This is a genomic window from Streptomyces sp. NPDC031554 (assembly GCF_055580685.1).
In genome coordinates this window covers 37,110-54,868 of the sequence record NZ_JBVIKX010000023.1, presented here as the reverse complement: position 1 = coordinate 54,868, position 17,759 = coordinate 37,110, and the positions used below count along the sequence as shown (strand labels likewise).

Here is a 17,759-nt window from a genome sequence, read left to right as displayed (position 1 = left end):
GCCGCTCTCGCGCTGCTCGCCCCGGCCGCCTGCGGCTACGGCTCGAAGGCCGAGGACGACCCGCACGTGCAGGTCGCCGCCGGCGCGGCCAAGACCGACGGTCTGGACTCCGTCAGGATCGGTTACTTCGGCAACCTCACCCACGCCACCGCCCTCGTCGGCGTGAACAAGGGGTACTTCCAGAAGGCGCTCGGTGCCACGAAGGCGTCGTACCAGATCTTCAACGCCGGGCCGTCCGAGATCGAGGCGCTCAACTCCGGCTCGATCGACATCGGCTGGATCGGCCCCTCCCCGGCGATCAACGGCTACACCAAGTCGGCGGGCAAGAACCTGCGCATCGTGGGCGGTTCGGCCTCCGGCGGGGTGAAGCTGGTGGTCGACCCCGACAAGATCACGTCGGTCGCGGACGTCAAGGGCAAGAAGATCGCCACCCCCCAGCTCGGCAACACCCAGGACGTGGCGCTGCTGAACTGGATCGCCGAGCAGGGCTGGAAGGTCGACGCGCAGAGCGGCAAGGGCGACGTGTCGGTGATCCGCACCGACAACAAGGTCACCCCCGACGCCTACAAGTCGGGCTCCATCGACGGCGCCTGGGTCCCCGAGCCGACCGCCTCCAAGCTGGTCGCCGAGGGCGCCGAGGTACTCCTGGACGAATCCGACCTGTGGCCCGAGGAGAAGTTCGTCATCACGAACATCATCGTGTCGCAGAAGTTCCTCACCGCACACCCCCAGGCCGTCGAAGCGGTCCTGAAGGCATCGGTCGACATCAACAAGTACATCAACGCCCACCCGGACCAGGCGAAGGCGGCCGCCAACGCGCAGCTGAAGGTGGACTCCGGCAAGGAACTGCCCGCGAAGGTGCTGGACCCGGCGTGGGAGTCCATCCAGTTCACCGACGACCCGCTGGCGGCCACCTTGCGCACCCAGGCCGCCCACGCCGCCCGCACCGGCCTGCTCGCACAGCCCGACCTGAACGGCATCTACGACCTCGCACCCCTGAACAAGGTCCTCGCCGCCACCGGCGCCCGCCCCGTCGACGACGCCGGTCTCGGCGTCCGGCAGCCCTCTTCGTGATGACCTCCCAGGAGGTGACGACCATGGCAACCACCCTCGCCAGGGCCGCCGACGGCACCCAGTCGCCGGCCCTCGCCGCCCGCATCGAGCACGTCTCGAAGTCCTTCACCGGGCCCGCCGGGCCACAGCTCGTCCTGGACGACATCACCCTCGATGTCGCACCCGGCGAGTTCGTCACCCTCCTGGGGGCCTCCGGCTGCGGCAAATCCACCCTGCTCAACCTGATCGCCGGCCTCGACGCCCCGACCACCGGAGACATCAGCACCGACGGCCGGCCCGCCCTGATGTTCCAGGAACACGCCCTCTTCCCCTGGCTCACCGCCGGCAGGAACATCGAACTCGCCCTCAGACTCGGCGGCCTGGCCAAGACCGACCGCCGCGAACGCGCCGAGGAACTCCTCGAACTGGTCCGCCTCAAAGGCGCCCACGGCAAACGCGTCCACGAACTGTCCGGCGGCATGCGCCAGCGGGTCGCCCTGGCACGAGCCCTCGCCCAGGACGCCCGGCTGCTGCTCATGGACGAACCCTTCGCCGCCCTGGACGCCATCACCCGCGACGTCCTCCACGACGAACTCACCCGCATCTGGGCCGAGACCGGCCTGTCGGTCCTCTTCGTCACCCACAACGTGCGCGAAGCCGTACGCCTCGCCCAACGCGTCGTCCTGCTGTCCTCCCGCCCCGGCCGCATCGCCCGCCAGTGGAGCGTCGACATCGCACAACCACGCCGCATCGAGGACGCCCCCGTCGCCGAACTGTCCCTGGAGATCACCGAAGTCCTGCGTGGGGAGATCCGCCGACATGGCCAGCACTGACCCCAACCCCCCGACCACCAAGGCCCCGGCCGTGAAAACCCCGGCGGCGAAGGCAGCGGCCGGGGACACCGGCATCGCCGGCGTCGAGGCCGGCCTGGACGCGCTGGAGACCCCGGCGGCCGCCGGCACCTCCCTGCGGCAGACCCTCGTCGACAAGATCCTGCCGCCCCTCGTCGCGATCGCGGTGGTGCTGGTGGTCTGGCAGGCCCTGATCACCTTCCACATCGTCGACGACCCGGCGAAACTGCCGTCCCCCTCCGACGTGGGCACCGAGTTCCGCAACGCCTGGCTGGAGGGCAAGCTCCTGGAGTACATCTGGACCTCCGTCTCGCGCGGCCTGCTCGGCTTCCTCCTCGCCCTCGCCATCGGCACCCCCCTCGGCCTGCTGGTGGCGCGGGTGAAGTTCGTGCGCGCCGCGATCGGCCCGGTCCTGTCCGGCCTGCAGTCCCTGCCCTCGGTGGCCTGGGTACCCCCGGCGGTGATCTGGCTCGGCCTGGACAACTCCATGATGTATGCCGTGATCCTGCTCGGCGCCGTCCCCTCCATCGCCAACGGCCTGGTCTCCGGCATCGACCAGGTACCCCCCCTGTTCCTGCGCGCCGGCCGCACCATGGGCGCCACCGGCCTGAAGGGCGCCTGGCACATCGTGCTCCCCGCCTCCCTGCCCGGCTACCTCAGCGGCCTCAAACAGGGCTGGGCCTTCTCCTGGCGCTCCCTGATGGCCGCCGAGATCATTGCCTCCTCACCCGACCTCGGCATCGGCCTGGGCGCCCTGCTGGAGAACGGCCGCAACGCCAGCTCCATGGCCATGGTCTTCGAAGCGATCATCCTCATCCTCTTCGTCGGCATCGCCATCGACCTCCTCATCTTCAGCCCCCTGGAACGACGCGTCCTGCGCGGACGCGGACTGCTGATGAAGACCTGACACCGCCGCCACCCCGCCCCCTCCCGCCGCCACCCCGCCGCCGCCCCACCCCTTCGCCGCCGTCCCGTGCGCCCCGGCCGTCGCCCCCCGGCTCGTCAACCCGCTCTCGACCACGGCTAAAGACAGCGCTGCGACGCTCGTCCGGGACGGCAGCAGAAAGGGGCCACACCGGATGGCTTTCAAGGACGGGCGGGCTACGGTGACCGCAGACGGCTTCGGTTCCGCCACGCCGGCGCACCACGAACCGGCCGCCGGTGACCGCACCGGCCCCCACGACATCGACCGCACCCCCGCGCAGGACCTCCCGGTCCACGCGCTGTCACCCGGACCGCACCTGCGCCGCGGCGGCATCAGCACTGCCCACGTCCACCTGCTCGTCGACGTCTCGAGCCACACCCCGCTGCCGCCCGTCCTCGTCCAGAAGGACGGCTGGCGCGTCATCGACGGACTCCACCGCCTGGAGGCCGCCAAGCTCCGCGGCGACCACAGCATCACCGCGCACCTGGTCGACTGCACCGACGCCGAGGCCCTCGTCCTGGCCATGAGGACCAACAGCGCCCACGGACTGCCGCTGTCCAGGGCCGACCGCCTCTTCGGCGCCGAACGCGTCCTGTCGGCACACCCCGAATGGTCCGACCGCGCCCTCGCCGCCGTCACCGGACTGAGCGCCAAGACGATCCGCTCCCTGCGCGAGCGCTGCACACCGCAGGGCACCCCGCCGGGAGCCAAACGCCTGGGCCGGGACGGGAAACTGCGCTCGGTCACCGCCGGCGAGGGCAGACGCCGCGCCGCCGAATACATCAACGCCCACCCCCACGCCACCCTCAGGGAGGTCGCCAGGGAGACCGACGTCTCCCTGGGCACCGTCCACGACGTGATCGCCCGGCTGCGCCGCGGCGTCAGCCCCGAACGGGGCGGACCACGCGGCGCCACCGCACGGCTGACCGTGCCGGCCGCCCCCGCCCCCGGCACGGCCGACCGCACCGACCCGCCCGCACCCGTGCCCGCGCGGCGCACCCACCCCGCCGACACACCCCCCGCCTGGGAGAGCGTCGCGGCCAAGATCGCCAACGACCCCTGCGTGCGCTACACCGAGGGCGGCAAGGAGTTCCTGCAGTGGATGGCGCTGCACGCCACCGACCCCGACGGCTGGCAGGACCTCGTCGACGCCGTCCCGGCCCACTGGCTCGGCGTCATCGCCCCCATCGCCGAGAGCGTCAGCAGGGAGTGGAGCCTGTTCGCCGAACAGCTCAGAAGCCGCCAGGAAGCGGTGTGAGGGCCCGGCCCGCACCCGGTCAGGACTCCGCGTCCAGCTCCCGCTCCAGCGCCCGCTCCGCCGCCGTCAGCGCGACGTCCGGGCGCAGCCGCTCCGGATGCCCCGCCGGCGGGCCCGGCGCCGGCCCCGGCGGTTCCCCCGGCCCCGCCGCCTCCCCGCCGGGCGGCGCCGCACTCTCGGGCGGCCGGCCCACCGACACATGGATGGCGCCGTAGGCCTGCAGGCCCCGGTACACCTCGCGCAGCACACGCCTGATCAAGCCGGCCATGGACGGATCCCTCCGATGACGGGGCCGCGATGGCTCCGGTTCGCCGTGTGCCGCCACTGTGCGGGCCCCCCGTCGAGCCGGGTTCGAAGCTGACTCAAGCGCCCCCACCCGCCCCCGGCCCCGCTCACCCCGCGCCCCGCCGCCTGCCGCCCGCCCCCTGCCGCCGGACGGCACGCCCCCGCCCGGCGGACACCGCAACGACGGCCGCACCCGGACCCGGCAGGAGGACGGGACCCCGCGCACGACACGACACGCGCCGCAGGACAGACCTCGCGAAGGAGAAGGCACAACCAGGGACAGGACCCGCCGGGAGAGGCCACAGCGCCGGGAGCGGGCCCGGCGGGGGAAAGGCCACAGCGGGGAGTGGGCCCGGCGGGGGAGCGGCCACGGCGGGGGAGCGGGCCCGGCGGCCGGGTGCGGGCGGGCGGGTCCCGGACGCCGCGCGCCGCCGTGGCCGACGCGGTGTCCAGGCGGACTCCAGCCGGGCCTCCGCCCAGCCTCCAGAGGGACTTGCCAACGTTGCCGGGTGGAGCCACCGGGCTCCGCAAGCCCCGCAGGGCGCACGGTCGCGGAAGGAGAGGCCCATGGACGAGGCCGAACGTGAGCGGCAGGCACGCGGTGTGGAAGGGGTGGCGCCGGTGCTCCGGCTCGCCGGGGTCGACGACGACGAGGACGACCCCGCAGAGCCGAACGTGGTCCGCGGGATCGACTGACGACCCGTCACCCGCACGCGGCCCGCGCGCCGCGGCGGTGGCACGCCAGGGCGCGCCGCGCCGGTGACCGAAAGAGGAATCCCACACGATGACGCTCTCCCCGCAGCGCGCCGGCACCCTCACGGTGTCCCCTGCCCTCGACGAGTTCCTCGCGGCGCCGCACACCGCCGTGCTGACCACGCTCAGACCCGACGGCTCGCCCCACCTGACCCCGGTGCGCTTCACCTTCGACCCCCGCACGGGCACCGCCCGCGTCCTGACGGTGAACACCACGCGCAAGGTCCGCAACGTGCTGGCCACCCCGCACGCCCGGGTCGCGCTCTGCCAGGTGGACGGGTTCCGCTGGGTCACCCTCGAAGGCACCGCCCGCGTCCACGACGGCCCCGAGCACGTCGCCGAAGGGGTCCGCCACTACACCCGGCGTTACTGGTCCGGCCCGCCCAACCCGCCGGGACGCGTGGTCGTGGAGATCACGGTCGACCGCGTGCTCAGCCTCAACTGCTGACCACCCCCACGCGCCCCGCGCCCGGTGCCCCGCGCTCCCGCGGACGGCGGGGGCGCGGGGCACCGGGTCAGCCGCGCGCGCCGGGCGGCACCCCGTCCACCCAGATCAGCGCGAACGACAGCCGGGTCAGCCGCCAGCCGCCCGGGGTGCGGCGGGCCGCGCCGCTCACCGAGGTGCCGGTGGTGAACAACTCGCCCTCCTCGCCGCCGGGACGGTGGACGTGCGTGGAGACGAGATTGGCGCGCAGTACCGCCTCGTCACCGGCACAGTCCACCACCGCCGGAGAATTCAGATGCTGCGTGCGCGCGAAATGCGCCAGCGAGTTCCGGTGCCATTCCGCAAGCCCTTCCATTCCCTCGTGCCGGCTCAGGGGAAACGCGACGACGGCGTCCGCGGTGAACAGGGTCCCCGCCCACGCGTCGTCCAGTTTTTCGCTGTCCAGTGCCAGGAGATAGCGGTCCAGGAGCCTGCCCACGGCAAAAGCGTCCGCCAGGGCGTCCGGCGTGAATGATGCGGCGTCAGTGGAGGTCATGCGCTTGAGCATGGCCCCGCAAAGACGATTCGACCAACCCCGCCTGTAGAAGATCTGACATTCTCGGCACGTTTCTGTACCGGCCTGTAGAAGCCCTGTATCAATGTCCCTTTACCGCCCGGTCGAAGGCTGTCCATACTCGTGGAACATCAACCACAAGAGGGCAGATGGGCGACGATGGACAATTATGACGCGGACGTGATCATCGTAGGTGCCGGCCCCACCGGACTCATGCTCGCCGGTGAACTCGGCCTGCAGGGAATTTCCACTCTCGTGCTCGACCGGCTCGCCGAGCCGATGCGCCAGTCACGCGCCCTGGGCTTCTCGGCGCGCACCATCGAGGAGTTCGCCCAGCGCGGGCTGCTCGCCCGCCTCGGCGACGTCGACGTCATCCCCGCCGGGCACTTCGGCGGGGTGCCGCTCGACTACCGGGTGCTCAGCGGCGGCTCCTACGGCGCCCGCGGCATCCCGCAGTCCCGCACCGAGGCGATGCTGGCCGGCTGGGCCGCCGAACAGGACGCCCGCGTGCGGCGCTCCACCGAGGTCACCGGCCTGGTCCAGGACGACGACGGCGTCACGCTGCAGCTCGCCGGCGGCGGCGAGCTGCGGGCCCGCCACGTCATCGGCTGCGACGGCGCCCGCAGCGCCGTGCGCACGGCCGCCGGCATCGACTTCCCCGGCACCGAGCCGGCCGTCGAGCTGCGCTTCGCCGACATCACCGGCGTACGGCTGCGCCCCCGCTTCGCCGGGGAACGGGTCCCCGGCGGCATGATCATGGTGCTGCCGCTGGGCCCCGACCGCTGCCGCATCATCTACTACGACCGCGACGAACCGCTGCGCACGAGCCCGGACCCGATCACCTTCGACGAGGTCGCCGACACCTTCCAGAAACTGTCCGGCGAGGACATCCACGCCGCCACCGCGCTGTGGGTCAGCTCCACCACCGACGTCAGCCGGCAGGCCGCCGCCTACCGCAGCGGCCGGGTCTTCCTGGCCGGCGACGCCGCCCACATCCACCTGCCCATCGGCGCCCAGGGCATGAGCGCCGGCATCCAGGACGCGGTCAACCTCGGCTGGAAACTCGCCGCCCACCTCAAGGGCTGGGCCCCCGAAGGCCTGCTGGACACCTACCACGACGAACGCCACCCGGTCGGCGCCCGCATCCTGACCAACACCCTGGCCCAGCGCATCCTCTACCTCGGCGGCGACGAGATCACCCCGCTCCTGGACGTCTTCACCGAACTCACCGCCTACGAGTCGGTGCAGCGCCACCTCGTCGGCATGGTCACCGGACTCGACATCCGCCACGACAGCGGCCCCGGCACCCACCCGCTGCTGGGCCGGCGCCTGCAGGACGGCCGCCTCACCCACGACGGCCGCCCCACCGGCGTGTACGACCTGCTGGCCGCCGGCCGCCCCCTCCTGCTCGACCTCACCGCCGGCGGCCTGCCGGCGGAGGCCGCCAAGCCCTGGTCCGACCGCGTCGACATCGTCCACGCCGAACGCGGCGAGGACCTGCCGGACGCCGACGCGATCCTGGTGCGCCCCGACGGCTACATCGCCTGGATCACGCCCGACCCCGACGCCGGCCCCCTCACCCGGGCCCTGGAGCGCTGGTTCGGCCCCGCCGGCTGAACCCGCCCCGCCCCCGCGCCCATCCGCCCACCCCTCTTTCCGACAGGAAGCGAATCCCACGCCATGCCCTACATCTCCACCCAGGACAAGCACCTGACCGTCCTCAACCTGTTCACCACCGACCAGCCCGACAAGCAGGACAGGCTGGTCCAGGAGATGCGGAAGATCGTCGACACCGCGGCCTTCGACGGCTGGATCTCCTCCACCGTGCACGCCGGCCTGCACAGCCCCGGAACCGCCAACTTCATCCAGTGGCGCAGCGGCGAGGACCTGGAGAAGCGCTACGCCGGCGAGGAGTTCAAGCACCGCACGCTGCCGGTCTTCCAGGACATCACCACCTCCATCCGGCTGCTGCAGAGCGAGATCGTCCACACCCAGCGCCACCCCTCCCAGGGCGAGGTCACCGAGATCTCCCCCGACCGCGACGACCACACCGTCATCGAGATCTTCACGGTCGCCGAGGGCGACCAGGACGAACTGATCGCCGAACTCGGCCAGGGCCGCGCCTTCCTCGCCGACGCCCCCGGCTACCGCTCGCACAGCGTCTTCAAGGGACTGCGCGCCCGCTTCCTGGACGGCCCCTTCGTCGTCGTCTACTCCCAGTGGGCGAGCCAGCAGGACCACGACGCCCACCGCCTGCAGGCCGACGCCGACAAGAGCGAGGAGCGCCGCAAGTCCGAGGCGCGCGTCGACGCCCTCAAGACCGGCAGCGACTGGAACTCCTACCGGGTCATCCACACCCGCGGAGCCGGCCAGTAACACCGCCCCGCCCGGCCGCGGGCCGGCCCGCCCCACCCACACCGGCACCCGCCCCTCCCTCGCGCGGGGCGGGCGCCCCGCACCCCCGCTCTTTCCCGCCGGCCGGCCCGCCGGCCCCCCCTTCGCCCGGCCCAGCGCCCACCGCAAGGAGCCAGCCATGCACAGCACGCTGATCGTGGCCCGGATGGCGATCGACTCCCGCCACGACGTCGCCAAACTGTTCACCGACTTCGACGCCACCGACATGCCCCACCGGATGGGCACCCGCCGCCGTCAGCTCTTCGCCTACCGCGGCCTGTACTTCCACCTCCAGGACTTCGACACCGACGACGGCGGCACCCGCATCGAGGACGCCAAGGACGACCCGCGCTTCGTGCGGATCAGCGAGGACCTCAAGCCCTTCATCACCGCCTACGACCCGGCGACCTGGCGCTCCCCGGCCGACGCCATGGCCGGCCGCTTCTACTCCTGGGAGGCCGGCGCATGACCCAGCGCCGCGTCGCCATCACCGGACTGGAGGTCCTCGCCCCCGGAGGCATCGGCCGCAAGGAGTTCTGGCAGCTCATCAGCGAAGGACGCACCGCCACCCGCGGCATCACCTTCTTCGACCCCGCCCCCTTCCGCTCCCGGGTGGCGGCCGAGGCCGACTTCTGCGCCCTCGAACACGGCCTCACCCCCCAGGAGGTGCGGCGCATGGACCGCGCCGCCCAGTTCGCCGTGGTCACCGCCCGCGGCGCCGTCCAGGACAGCGGCATCGACCCGGCCGCCCTCACCCCCCACCGCATCGGCGTCACCGTCGGCAGCGCGGTCGGCGCCACCATGGGCCTGGACGAGGAGTACCGCGTCGTCAGCGACGGCGGCCGCCTCGACCTCGTCGACCACCGCTACGCCGTCCCGCACCTGTACAACTACCTCGTGCCCAGCTCCTTCGCCGCCGAAGTGGCCTGGGCGGTCGGCGCCGAGGGACCCGCCACAGTCGTCTCCACCGGCTGCACCTCCGGCATCGACGCCGTCGGCTACGCCGCCGAACTCGTGCGCGAGGGCTCCGCCGACGTCATGATCGCCGGCGCCTCCGACGCGCCGATCTCACCGATCACCATGGCCTGCTTCGACGCCATCAAGGCCACCACGCCCCGCCACGACGCACCCGAGCACGCCTCCCGCCCCTTCGACGCCACCCGCAACGGCTTCGTCCTGGGCGAGGGCGCCGCCTTCTTCGTCCTGGAGGACCTCGAGCGCGCCCGCGCCCGCGGCGCCCACGTCTACGCCGAGATCGCCGGCTACGCCACCCGCTCCAACGCCTACCACATGACCGGACTGCGCCGGGACGGCGCGGAGATGGCCGAAGCCATCCGCACCGCCCTGGACGAGGCCCGCATGAACCCCGACGCCATCGACTACGTCAACGCCCACGGCTCGGGCACCAAGCAGAACGACCGGCACGAGACGGCCGCGTTCAAGAAAGCCCTCGGCGACCACGCCCGCCGCACCCCGGTCAGCTCGATCAAGTCGATGGTGGGCCACTCGCTGGGCGCCATCGGCTCCATCGAGATCGCCGCCTGCGCCCTGGCGATGGAGTACGACGTCGTGCCCCCCACCGCCAACCTCCACACCCCCGACCCCGAGTGCGACCTGGACTACGTCCCGCTGACCGCCCGCGACCAGCGCGTCGACTCCGTCCTGACGGTCGGCAGCGGCTTCGGCGGATTCCAGAGCGCCATGGTCCTCACCGGCGCGCGAAGGAGCACCCGATGACCGCGGTCGCCGTCACCGGCATGGGCGTCGCCGCCCCCAACGGCCTGGGCACGGCCGACTACTGGGCGGCGACCCTGGGCGCCAAGAGCGGCATCGGCCGCATCACCCGCTTCGACCCCAGCGGCTACCCCGCCCGCCTCGCCGGCCAGATACCCGGCTTCGAGGACGCCGAGCACCTGCCCGGCCGCCTCCTGCCCCAGACCGACCGCGTCACCCGGCTGTCCCTGGCCGCCGCCGACTGGGCCCTCGCCGACGCCGGCGTCGACCCCCGCTCCCACGACCCCCTCGACATGGGCGTCGTCACCGCCAGCCACGCCGGAGGCTTCGAGTTCGGCCAGGGCGAACTGCAGAAACTGTGGTCCAAGGGCAGCCAGTTCGTCTCCGCCTACCAGTCCTTCGCCTGGTTCTACGCCGTCAACAGCGGCCAGATCTCCATCCGGCACGGCCTCAAGGGCCCCAGCGGCGTCGTCGTCAGCGACCAGGCCGGCGGCCTGGACGCCCTCGCCCAGGCCAGACGACTGGTGCGCAAGGGCACCCCGCTGATCGTCTCCGGCGCCGTCGACGCCTCGGTCTGCCCCTGGGGCTGGGTGGCCCAGCTCGCCGGCGGCCGCATGAGCGACAGCGACGAACCCACCCGCGCCTACCTGCCCTTCGACCGCGACGCCCGCGGCCACGTCCCCGGCGAGGGCGGCGCCCTCCTCATCCTGGAGGACGCCGACACCGCCCGCGCCCGCGGCGCCCGCTCCTACGGCGAGATCGCCGGCTACGGCGCCACCTTCGACCCGCCGCCCGCCGCCGGCCGCGGCTCCACCCTGGCCACCGCCGTGCGCATCGCCCTCGACGACGCCCGCACCGCCCCCGCCGACATCGACGCCGTCTTCGCCGACGGAGCCGGCCTGCCCGACCTCGACCGCGCCGAGGCCCACGCCATCAGCGAGGTCTTCGGCCCCCGAGCCGTCCCCGTCACCGTCCCCAAGACGATGACCGGCCGCCTCTACTCCGGCGCCGCCCCCCTGGACGTGGCCTGCGCCCTGCTGGCCATGCGCGACGACGTCATCCCGCCCACCGTCCACACCGACCCCTGCCCCGAGTACGACCTGGACCTGGTGCTGCACCAGCCGCGCCCGGCCACCGTGCGCACCGCCCTGGTGCTGGCCCGCGGCCACGGCGGCTTCAACTCCGCCCTGGTCGTGCGCGCCGCACCCTGACCCGTCCCGCACCACCACCCGGTGCCGGCACACCGCACCCGACCGGATCCGACCCGAAGGACACCACCGCCATGACGCACCGACCCTTCACCCTCGCCGACCTCAGGCGCATCCTCCTGCAGGCCGCCGGCGCCGACGAGGCCACCGCCCTCGACGACGACATCCTCGACACCACCTTCGACCTCCTCGGCTACGAGTCGCTCGCCCTGCTGGAGACCGGCGGCTGCATCGAACGCGAATACGGCATCTCCCTCGACGACGACACCCTCACCGACGCCCTCACCCCCCGGGACCTGATCGCCACCGTCAACGAGCGGCTGGCCGCCGCCCACGCGGCCTGAAAGGACACCCCGCCATGACACAGACCGCCCCCCGCGTCGCGCTCGTCACCGGCGCCACCAGCGGCATCGGCCTGGCCACCGCCCGCCTGCTGGCCACCCAGGGACACCGGGTGTTCCTGGGCGCCCGCACCGAGTCCGACGTCATCGCCACCGTCAAGTCCCTCACCGAGGACGGCCTGCAGGCCGCCGGCCAGGCGCTCGACGTGCGCGACACCGCCTCCGTCCACGCCTTCGTCCAGGCGGCCCTCGACACCTTCGGCCCCGTCGACGTCCTGGTCAACAACGCCGGCCGCTCGGGCGGCGGCGTGACCGCCGACCTCACCGACGACCTGTGGGGCGACGTCATCGACACCAACCTCAACAGCGTCTTCCGCATGACCCGCGAAGTCCTCACCACCGGCGGCATGCGCGGCCTCGACCGCGGCCGCATCATCAACGTCGCCTCCACCGCCGGCAAGCAGGGCGTCGTCCTGGGCGCCCCCTACTCCGCCTCCAAACACGGCGTCGTCGGCTTCACCAAGGCCCTGGGCAACGAACTCGCCCCCACCGGCATCACCGTCAACGCCGTGTGCCCCGGCTACGTCGAGACCCCCATGGCCCAGCGCGTGCGGCAGGGCTACGCCACCGCCTACGACACCACCGAGGAGGCGATCCTGACCAAGTTCCAGGCCAAGATCCCCCTCGGCCGCTACAGCACCCCCGCCGAGGTCGCCGGCCTCATCGGCTACCTCGCCTCCGACACCGCCGCCTCCATCACCTCCCAGGCGCTCAACGTCTGCGGCGGACTCGGCAACTTCTGACCGCCCGAACGACCAAGGAGCAGCCCCCATGACGACGCGCGAGGTCGAGCACGAGATCACCATCGGCGCCCCCGCCGCCACGGTCTACCGCCTGCTGGCGGACGTCGGCCACTGGCCGCAGATCTTCCCGCCCACCATCCACGTCGAACACGAGGCGACGGGCGAGCACACCGAACGCATCCGCATCTGGGCCACCGCCAACGGCGAGGCCAAGAACTGGACCTCACGCCGCACCCTGGACCCCCAGGGCCTGCGCATCACCTTCCGCCAGGAGGTCACCACCGCCCCCGTCGCCGCGATGGGCGGCACCTGGATCGTGGAACCCCTCGGCCCCGGCGCCTCGCGCGTCCGCCTGCTGCACGACTACCGCGCCGTCGACGACGACCCCGGCCACCTGCGGTGGATCGACCAGGCCGTGGACACCAACAGCACCGCGGAACTGGCCGCCCTCAAGGACAACGTCGAACGCGTCCACACCGCCGAGACCGACGACCTGCTCTTCTCCTTCACCGACACCGTCCACATCGACGGCGCCGCCAGGGACGTCTTCGACTTCGTCAACGAAGCCGGCCACTGGCCCCAGCGGCTGCCCCACGTGGCCACCGTCCGCTTCGACGAACCCACCCCCGGCCTGCAGACCCTGGAGATGGACACCCGCGCCAAGGACGGCTCGGTGCACACCACCAAGTCCTACCGGGTCGCCTTCGCCCCCACCAAGATCGCCTACAAGCAGGTCACCCTGCCCGCCCTGATGACCCTGCACACCGGCGTGTGGACCTTCACCGACACCGGCGCCGGCACCACCGAGGCCAGCTCCCAGCACACCGTCTGCCTCAACACCGCCACCATCGCCAAGATCCTCGGCGACCAGGCCACCGTCGCCGACGCCCGCGCCTACGTCCACAGCGCGCTGAGCACCAACAGCCGCGCCACCCTCGGCCACGCCAAGGACTACGCGGAGCGGAAGAACTGACATGAGCGCGCAGCACGCGGACCGCCCCCGCCGGACCGCCGCCCCCACCGCCGTGATGCACACCCAGGTCATCATCGTCGGCGCCGGCCCCGTGGGACTCCTGCTCGCCGCCGAACTGTGCCTGCGCGGCGTGCGGGTGGCCGTCGTCGAACAGCGCCACCGCCCCACCAAGGAGTCCCGCGCCTCCACCCTGCACGCCCGCACCATGGAGATCCTCGACAGCCGCGGCCTGCTGCCCGACCTCGCCGGCCCGCCCCACGAACCCCGCGGACACTTCGGCGGCATCCCCCTCGACCTCACCCTGCCCGGCCCCCACCCCGGCCAGTGGAAGGTGCCGCAGACCAAGACCGAATCGGTCCTGGAGGAATGGGCGCTCTCCCTGGGCGCCGACATCCGCTGCGGCCACCGCCTCCAGCTCCTCGACCTCACCCAGGACGGCGAAGCCGTCGAGGCCGAAGCCGTCGGACGCGACGGACGCCCCGTCCGGCTGCGCGCCGGCCACCTCGTCGCCTGCGACGGCCAGGACTCCACCGTGCGCCGCCTCACCGCCGCCGGCTTCCCCGGCCAGGACGCCACCCGCGAACTGCTGCGCGCCGACGTCGACGGCATCACCGTCCCCGACCGCCGCTTCCAGCGCCTGCCGCGCGGCCTGGCCATCGCCGCCCGCCGCCCCGACGGCGTCACCCGCGTCATGGTCCACGAGTTCGGCACCCCCGCCCGCCCCCGCACCAACCCCCCGCAGTTCGAGGAACTCGCCGCCACCTGGCACCGCGTCACCGGCGAGGACATCAGCGCCGGCAAACCCCTGTGGGTCAACCACTTCGACGACGCCAACCGCCAGCTCACCCACTACCGCCACGGCCGCGTGCTGTACGCCGGCGACGCCGCCCACCGCCAGATGCCCATCGGCGGCCAGGCCCTCAACCTCGGCCTGCAGGACGCCTTCAACCTCGGCTGGAAACTCGCCGCCGTCGTCGCCGGCCACGCCCCCGACCACCTCCTGGACACCTACCACGACGAACGGCACGCCGTCGGCAGCGCCGTCCTGGCCAACATCCGCGCCCAGGCCGCACTCCTGCTCGGCAACCGCGACGTCGAACCCCTGCGCACCGTCCTGGCCGAACTGATCGGCCACGAACCGGTCCGCACCCGCCTCGCCGGCATGATCAGCGGCCTCGACATCCGCTACGACACCTGCGGCACCGGCCACCCGCTCCTCGGCCGCCGCCTGCCGCACGCCCGGCTCAGGGTGGGCAGCTCCACCTGCACCACCGCCGAACTCCTGCGCCGCCCCGGCGCACTGCTGCTCGGCCTCGACGGCCGGGTCCCGGCCGTCGCCGAACACTGGTCCGACCGCGTCGACCTGGTCGCCGCCCGCCTCGAGACCGGCGACGAACTCGACGGGCTGGCCGCCGTGGCGGTACGCCCGGACGGCCACGTGATCTGGACGGCCCGCACGGGCACCGACCCGGCCGCCGCCGAACGCCTCCCGGCCGCACTGGAGCGCTGGTTCGGCCGCCCCCGCTGACCGGCCACCCCCACCCCCACCCCCACCCCCGCCCCGCGGCCCCGGCCGCCCCGCACACCCCCGCACCCCCAAGCCCCGAGAGGCAGGACACCATGGCAGGCACAGCGGTGGACACCGACGTCATCGTGGTCGGCGCCGGACCGACAGGACTGATGCTCGCGGGCGAACTGCGCCTGGGCGGCGCCCGCGTCACCGTCGTCGAGCGCCTCGCCGAGCCCACGGGACAGTCCCGCGGCCTCGGCTTCACCGCCCGCGCCATGGAGGTCTTCGACCAGCGCGGCCTGCTGCCCGCCTTCGGACAGGGCGACACCCTCGAGGTCAGCCCCCTGGGCCACTTCGGCGGCGTCCAGTTCGACTACACCGCCCTGGAGGACGCCCACTTCGGCGCCCGCGGCATCCCGCAGAACCAGACCGAGGCCGTCCTGGAGGACTGGGCGCTCTCCCTGGGCGCCGACATCCGCCGCGGCTGGGAACTCACCGCCCTGGCCGACGGCTTCCTCGACGCCGACCACGTCGAGATCACCCTCGCCACCGGCCGGGGCACCCGGCGGCTGCGCGCCGCCTACCTGGTGGGCTGCGACGGCGGCCAGAGCGCCGTGCGCAAGGCGGCCGGCTTCGACTTCCCCGGACTGCCCGCCGGCCGCACCATGTTCCTCGCCGACGTCGTCGGCTGCCACCTCAAGCCCCGCTTCCTGGGCGAACGCCTCCCCAACGGCATGGTGATGGCCGCACCCCTGAAGGACGGCGTCGACCGCATCATCGTCTGCCCCCACGGCACCCCCGCCCGCGACCGCGACGACACCGTCACCTTCGCCGAGGTCGCCGCCGCCTGGCAGCACATCACCGGCGAGGACATCAGCGCCGGCAGCGCCGCCTGGGTCAGCTCCTTCAGCGACGCCGCCCGCCTGGCGAGCCGGTACCGGCGCGGCCGCGTCCTGCTGGCCGGCGACGCCGCCCACATCCACCTCCCCGCCGGCGGCCAGGGACTGAGCACCGGCGTGCAGGACGCGGTCAACCTCGGCTGGAAACTGGCCGCCACCGTACGCGGCACCGCCCCCGCCCACCTCCTGGACACCTACCACGGCGAACGCCACCCGGTCGGACAGCGGCTGCTGACCAACACCCGCGCCCAGGGCACCGTCTTCCTCGGCGGTGAACAGGCCGACCCGCTGCGCGCCCTGTTCACCGAACTCCTCGCCCACGACGCCGTCAGGAAACACCTCGCCGGCATCGTCAGCCACCTCGACATCCGCTACGACGTCACCACCCCCGCCCCCGCCGACGAGGCCGCCCCCGCCGACGGGGCCGACCCGGACACCGGCACCGCCCACCCCCTGCTCGGCCGCCGCCTCGCCAAGCGCCCCCTGACCGGCGCCGCCGGCGAGAGCGACACCTTCCGCCTGCTGCACCCCGCCCGCGGCGTCCTGCTCGACCTCGCCGACGACCCCGCGCTGCGCGCCGCCGCCGCCCCCTGGAGCGACCGCGTCGACACGGTCACCGCCACCGCCAAACCGGCCGAGGGCACCACCGACGTCCTCGCCGGCCTGGACGCCGTCCTGGTCCGCCCCGACGGCCACGTGGTGTGGACCTCTCCCACCAGCGGCGACCCCGGCGACCGCGGGCCCGCGCTCGCCGACGCGCTGGGCCACTGGTTCGGCGACGCACGCGCCGCCCGGTGACAACCGCCCGCGCCACCCCGGGACCCGGCCCCCACCCCGACCGCGGCACCGGCGACGTCCGCGAGATCGTCCTCGACGCGGCGGGCGTCCCCCTGTCCGCCCTGCTGAGCCGGCCCGCCACCGGCACCCCGCGCGCCACCGTCGTGGCCGTCCACGGCGGCGGGATGACCGCCGCCTACTTCGACGCACGAGCCCGCCCGGAGCTGTCCCTGCTGCGCCTGGGAGCCCGCCTGGGCTACAACGTGCTGGCGGTGGACCGCCCCGGCTACGGCAGGTCCGCCGCCGCACTGCCCGACGGCCTCGGCGTCACCGACCAGACCCCGCTGCTGCACGCCGCCCTCACCGACTTCACCCGCCGCCACCCCGCCGGCGCCGGCCTGCTGCTGCTGGCGCACTCCTTCGGCGGCAAACTGGCCCTCTCCCTCGCCGCCCACGCCCCCGACGGCGGCCCGCTGCTCGGCGTGGACGTCTCCGGCTGCGGCCGGCGCTACACACCCGCCGCCGCCGACGACGTACGCGCCGGCCGCACCGCCGACCAGCGCCGGCACTGGGGGCCGCTGCGGCTGTACCCGCCGGGCACCTTCCGCGCTGGCGCCGCCGTGGTCGCGCCCATGCCCGCCCGGGAGGCGGCCGACCTGGCGCACTGGCCGCACCTGTTCCCCCGCCTCGCCCCCCGGGTGCGGGTGCCGGTACGCGTCACCTTCGCCGAGCACGAACGCTGGTGGCACCACGAGGACACCGAACTCGCCGCACTGGCCGCCGAGTTCACCGCCTCCCCGCGCGCCCTGGTCGAACGCCAGCCGGACGCCGGCCACAACATCAGCCTGGGCTGGGCAGCCCGCGCCTACCACCTGCGGGCCCTGGCGTTCCTGGAGGAGTGCCTGCCCCCCGACCCCGCCGCCCCCCGCCCCGCCTGACCACCCCCGCCCCGCCTGACCACCCCCGCCCCGCCCCTACGGGGACGGCAACGGTCAGG

General features: G+C 73.5%; 19 protein-coding genes. 17 read left to right on the top strand and 2 right to left on the bottom strand.

Going from position 1 to position 17,759, the window contains the following annotated elements; translation table 11 throughout:
• The first annotated feature begins 12 nt into the window (after window positions 1-12).
• The 4 genes from ACZ5FU_RS34810 to ACZ5FU_RS34795 all read left to right on the top strand — a co-directional run bounded on the left by ACZ5FU_RS34810 (window position 13) and on the right by ACZ5FU_RS34795 (window position 4,087).
• Entirely contained in the window at window positions 13-1,074 is a 1,062-nt protein-coding gene (locus ACZ5FU_RS34810) for an aliphatic sulfonate ABC transporter substrate-binding protein (RefSeq protein WP_469047934.1), read from the top strand.
• Window positions 1,074-1,886, top strand: a complete 813-nt coding sequence (locus ACZ5FU_RS34805; protein ID WP_468647109.1) for an ABC transporter ATP-binding protein — start codon at window positions 1,074-1,076, stop codon at window positions 1,884-1,886. The genes ACZ5FU_RS34810 and ACZ5FU_RS34805 overlap by 1 nt, the downstream gene beginning before the upstream one ends.
• Window positions 1,873-2,811 carry an ABC transporter permease gene (locus ACZ5FU_RS34800; protein ID WP_469047919.1) on the top strand — a complete coding sequence of 313 codons (939 nt, stop codon included), beginning with the start codon at window positions 1,873-1,875 and terminating at the stop codon, window positions 2,809-2,811. The genes ACZ5FU_RS34805 and ACZ5FU_RS34800 overlap by 14 nt, the downstream gene beginning before the upstream one ends.
• A 199-nt stretch (window positions 2,812-3,010) precedes the next feature.
• Window positions 3,011-4,087 (top strand): ParB/RepB/Spo0J family partition protein, encoded by a 1,077-nt coding sequence (locus tag ACZ5FU_RS34795; RefSeq protein ID WP_451528084.1) that lies wholly within the window; start codon window positions 3,011-3,013, stop codon window positions 4,085-4,087.
• A 19-nt stretch (window positions 4,088-4,106) separates the two neighbouring features.
• On the opposite strand, the gene ACZ5FU_RS34790 is transcribed toward ACZ5FU_RS34795, so the two are convergent.
• Window positions 4,107-4,355, bottom strand: coding sequence for a DUF6059 family protein (locus ACZ5FU_RS34790; RefSeq protein ID WP_468646422.1), 249 nt, complete (start codon window positions 4,353-4,355; stop codon window positions 4,107-4,109).
• Between the two features lie 584 nt (window positions 4,356-4,939).
• On the opposite strand from ACZ5FU_RS34790, the gene ACZ5FU_RS34785 reads away from it, so the two are divergent.
• Both ACZ5FU_RS34785 and ACZ5FU_RS34780 read left to right on the top strand, forming a co-directional pair.
• Window positions 4,940-5,068: a hypothetical protein gene (locus tag ACZ5FU_RS34785; RefSeq protein WP_451528086.1), complete on the top strand. Its 129-nt coding sequence runs from the start codon at window positions 4,940-4,942 to the stop codon at window positions 5,066-5,068.
• An 88-nt stretch (window positions 5,069-5,156) separates the two neighbouring features.
• Window positions 5,157-5,573, top strand: a complete 417-nt coding sequence (locus ACZ5FU_RS34780; protein ID WP_451528087.1) for a pyridoxamine 5'-phosphate oxidase family protein — start codon at window positions 5,157-5,159, stop codon at window positions 5,571-5,573.
• 67 nt (window positions 5,574-5,640) lie between these two features.
• On the opposite strand, the gene ACZ5FU_RS34775 is transcribed toward ACZ5FU_RS34780, so the two are convergent.
• The gene (locus tag ACZ5FU_RS34775) at window positions 5,641-6,105 is read right to left on the bottom strand and encodes a nuclear transport factor 2 family protein (protein WP_451780375.1); all 465 of its coding nucleotides are present in this window, start codon (window positions 6,103-6,105) and stop codon (window positions 5,641-5,643) included.
• Window positions 6,106-6,282: 177 nt separating this feature from the next.
• Here ACZ5FU_RS34775 and ACZ5FU_RS34770 point away from each other — a divergent pair, with 177 nt between their 5' ends.
• The 11 genes from ACZ5FU_RS34770 (at window position 6,283) to ACZ5FU_RS34720 (ending at window position 17,700) form a co-directional block, all read left to right on the top strand.
• Window positions 6,283-7,740, top strand: a complete 1,458-nt coding sequence (locus ACZ5FU_RS34770; protein WP_469047917.1) for an FAD-dependent monooxygenase — start codon at window positions 6,283-6,285, stop codon at window positions 7,738-7,740.
• Between the two features lie 63 nt (window positions 7,741-7,803).
• On the top strand, window positions 7,804-8,499 hold the full coding sequence (locus ACZ5FU_RS34765; protein WP_451528090.1) for an antibiotic biosynthesis monooxygenase family protein: 696 nt from the start codon (window positions 7,804-7,806) through the stop codon (window positions 8,497-8,499).
• A 157-nt stretch (window positions 8,500-8,656) separates the two neighbouring features.
• Complete coding sequence (locus ACZ5FU_RS34760; protein ID WP_451528091.1) at window positions 8,657-8,986, top strand: TcmI family type II polyketide cyclase; 330 nt, start codon at window positions 8,657-8,659, stop codon at window positions 8,984-8,986.
• Window positions 8,983-10,254 (top strand): beta-ketoacyl-[acyl-carrier-protein] synthase family protein, encoded by a 1,272-nt coding sequence (locus ACZ5FU_RS34755; protein ID WP_451528092.1) that lies wholly within the window; start codon window positions 8,983-8,985, stop codon window positions 10,252-10,254. Before ACZ5FU_RS34760 ends, ACZ5FU_RS34755 begins: the two co-directional genes overlap by 4 nt.
• Window positions 10,251-11,462, top strand: a complete 1,212-nt coding sequence (locus tag ACZ5FU_RS34750; RefSeq protein WP_451528093.1) for a ketosynthase chain-length factor — start codon at window positions 10,251-10,253, stop codon at window positions 11,460-11,462. The genes ACZ5FU_RS34755 and ACZ5FU_RS34750 overlap by 4 nt, the downstream gene beginning before the upstream one ends.
• Before the next feature lie 71 nt (window positions 11,463-11,533).
• Window positions 11,534-11,803, top strand: a complete 270-nt coding sequence (locus ACZ5FU_RS34745; protein ID WP_451528094.1) for an acyl carrier protein — start codon at window positions 11,534-11,536, stop codon at window positions 11,801-11,803.
• 14 nt (window positions 11,804-11,817) lie between these two features.
• Entirely contained in the window at window positions 11,818-12,603 is a 786-nt protein-coding gene (fabG, locus tag ACZ5FU_RS34740) for a 3-oxoacyl-ACP reductase FabG (RefSeq protein WP_469047915.1), read from the top strand.
• Window positions 12,604-12,631: 28 nt separating this feature from the next.
• On the top strand, window positions 12,632-13,576 hold the full coding sequence (locus ACZ5FU_RS34735; protein WP_451528096.1) for an aromatase/cyclase: 945 nt from the start codon (window positions 12,632-12,634) through the stop codon (window positions 13,574-13,576).
• 1 nt (window position 13,577) lies between these two features.
• A complete protein-coding gene (locus tag ACZ5FU_RS34730; RefSeq protein WP_469047913.1) occupies window positions 13,578-15,104 on the top strand; it encodes an FAD-dependent monooxygenase in 1,527 nt (508 codons plus the stop codon).
• Between the two features lie 92 nt (window positions 15,105-15,196).
• On the top strand, window positions 15,197-16,783 hold the full coding sequence (locus tag ACZ5FU_RS34725) for an FAD-dependent monooxygenase (protein WP_469047911.1): 1,587 nt from the start codon (window positions 15,197-15,199) through the stop codon (window positions 16,781-16,783).
• A complete protein-coding gene (locus ACZ5FU_RS34720) occupies window positions 16,780-17,700 on the top strand; it encodes an alpha/beta hydrolase family protein (RefSeq protein ID WP_451528099.1) in 921 nt (306 codons plus the stop codon). The genes ACZ5FU_RS34725 and ACZ5FU_RS34720 overlap by 4 nt, the downstream gene beginning before the upstream one ends.
• The last annotated feature ends 59 nt before the right edge of the window (window positions 17,701-17,759 follow it).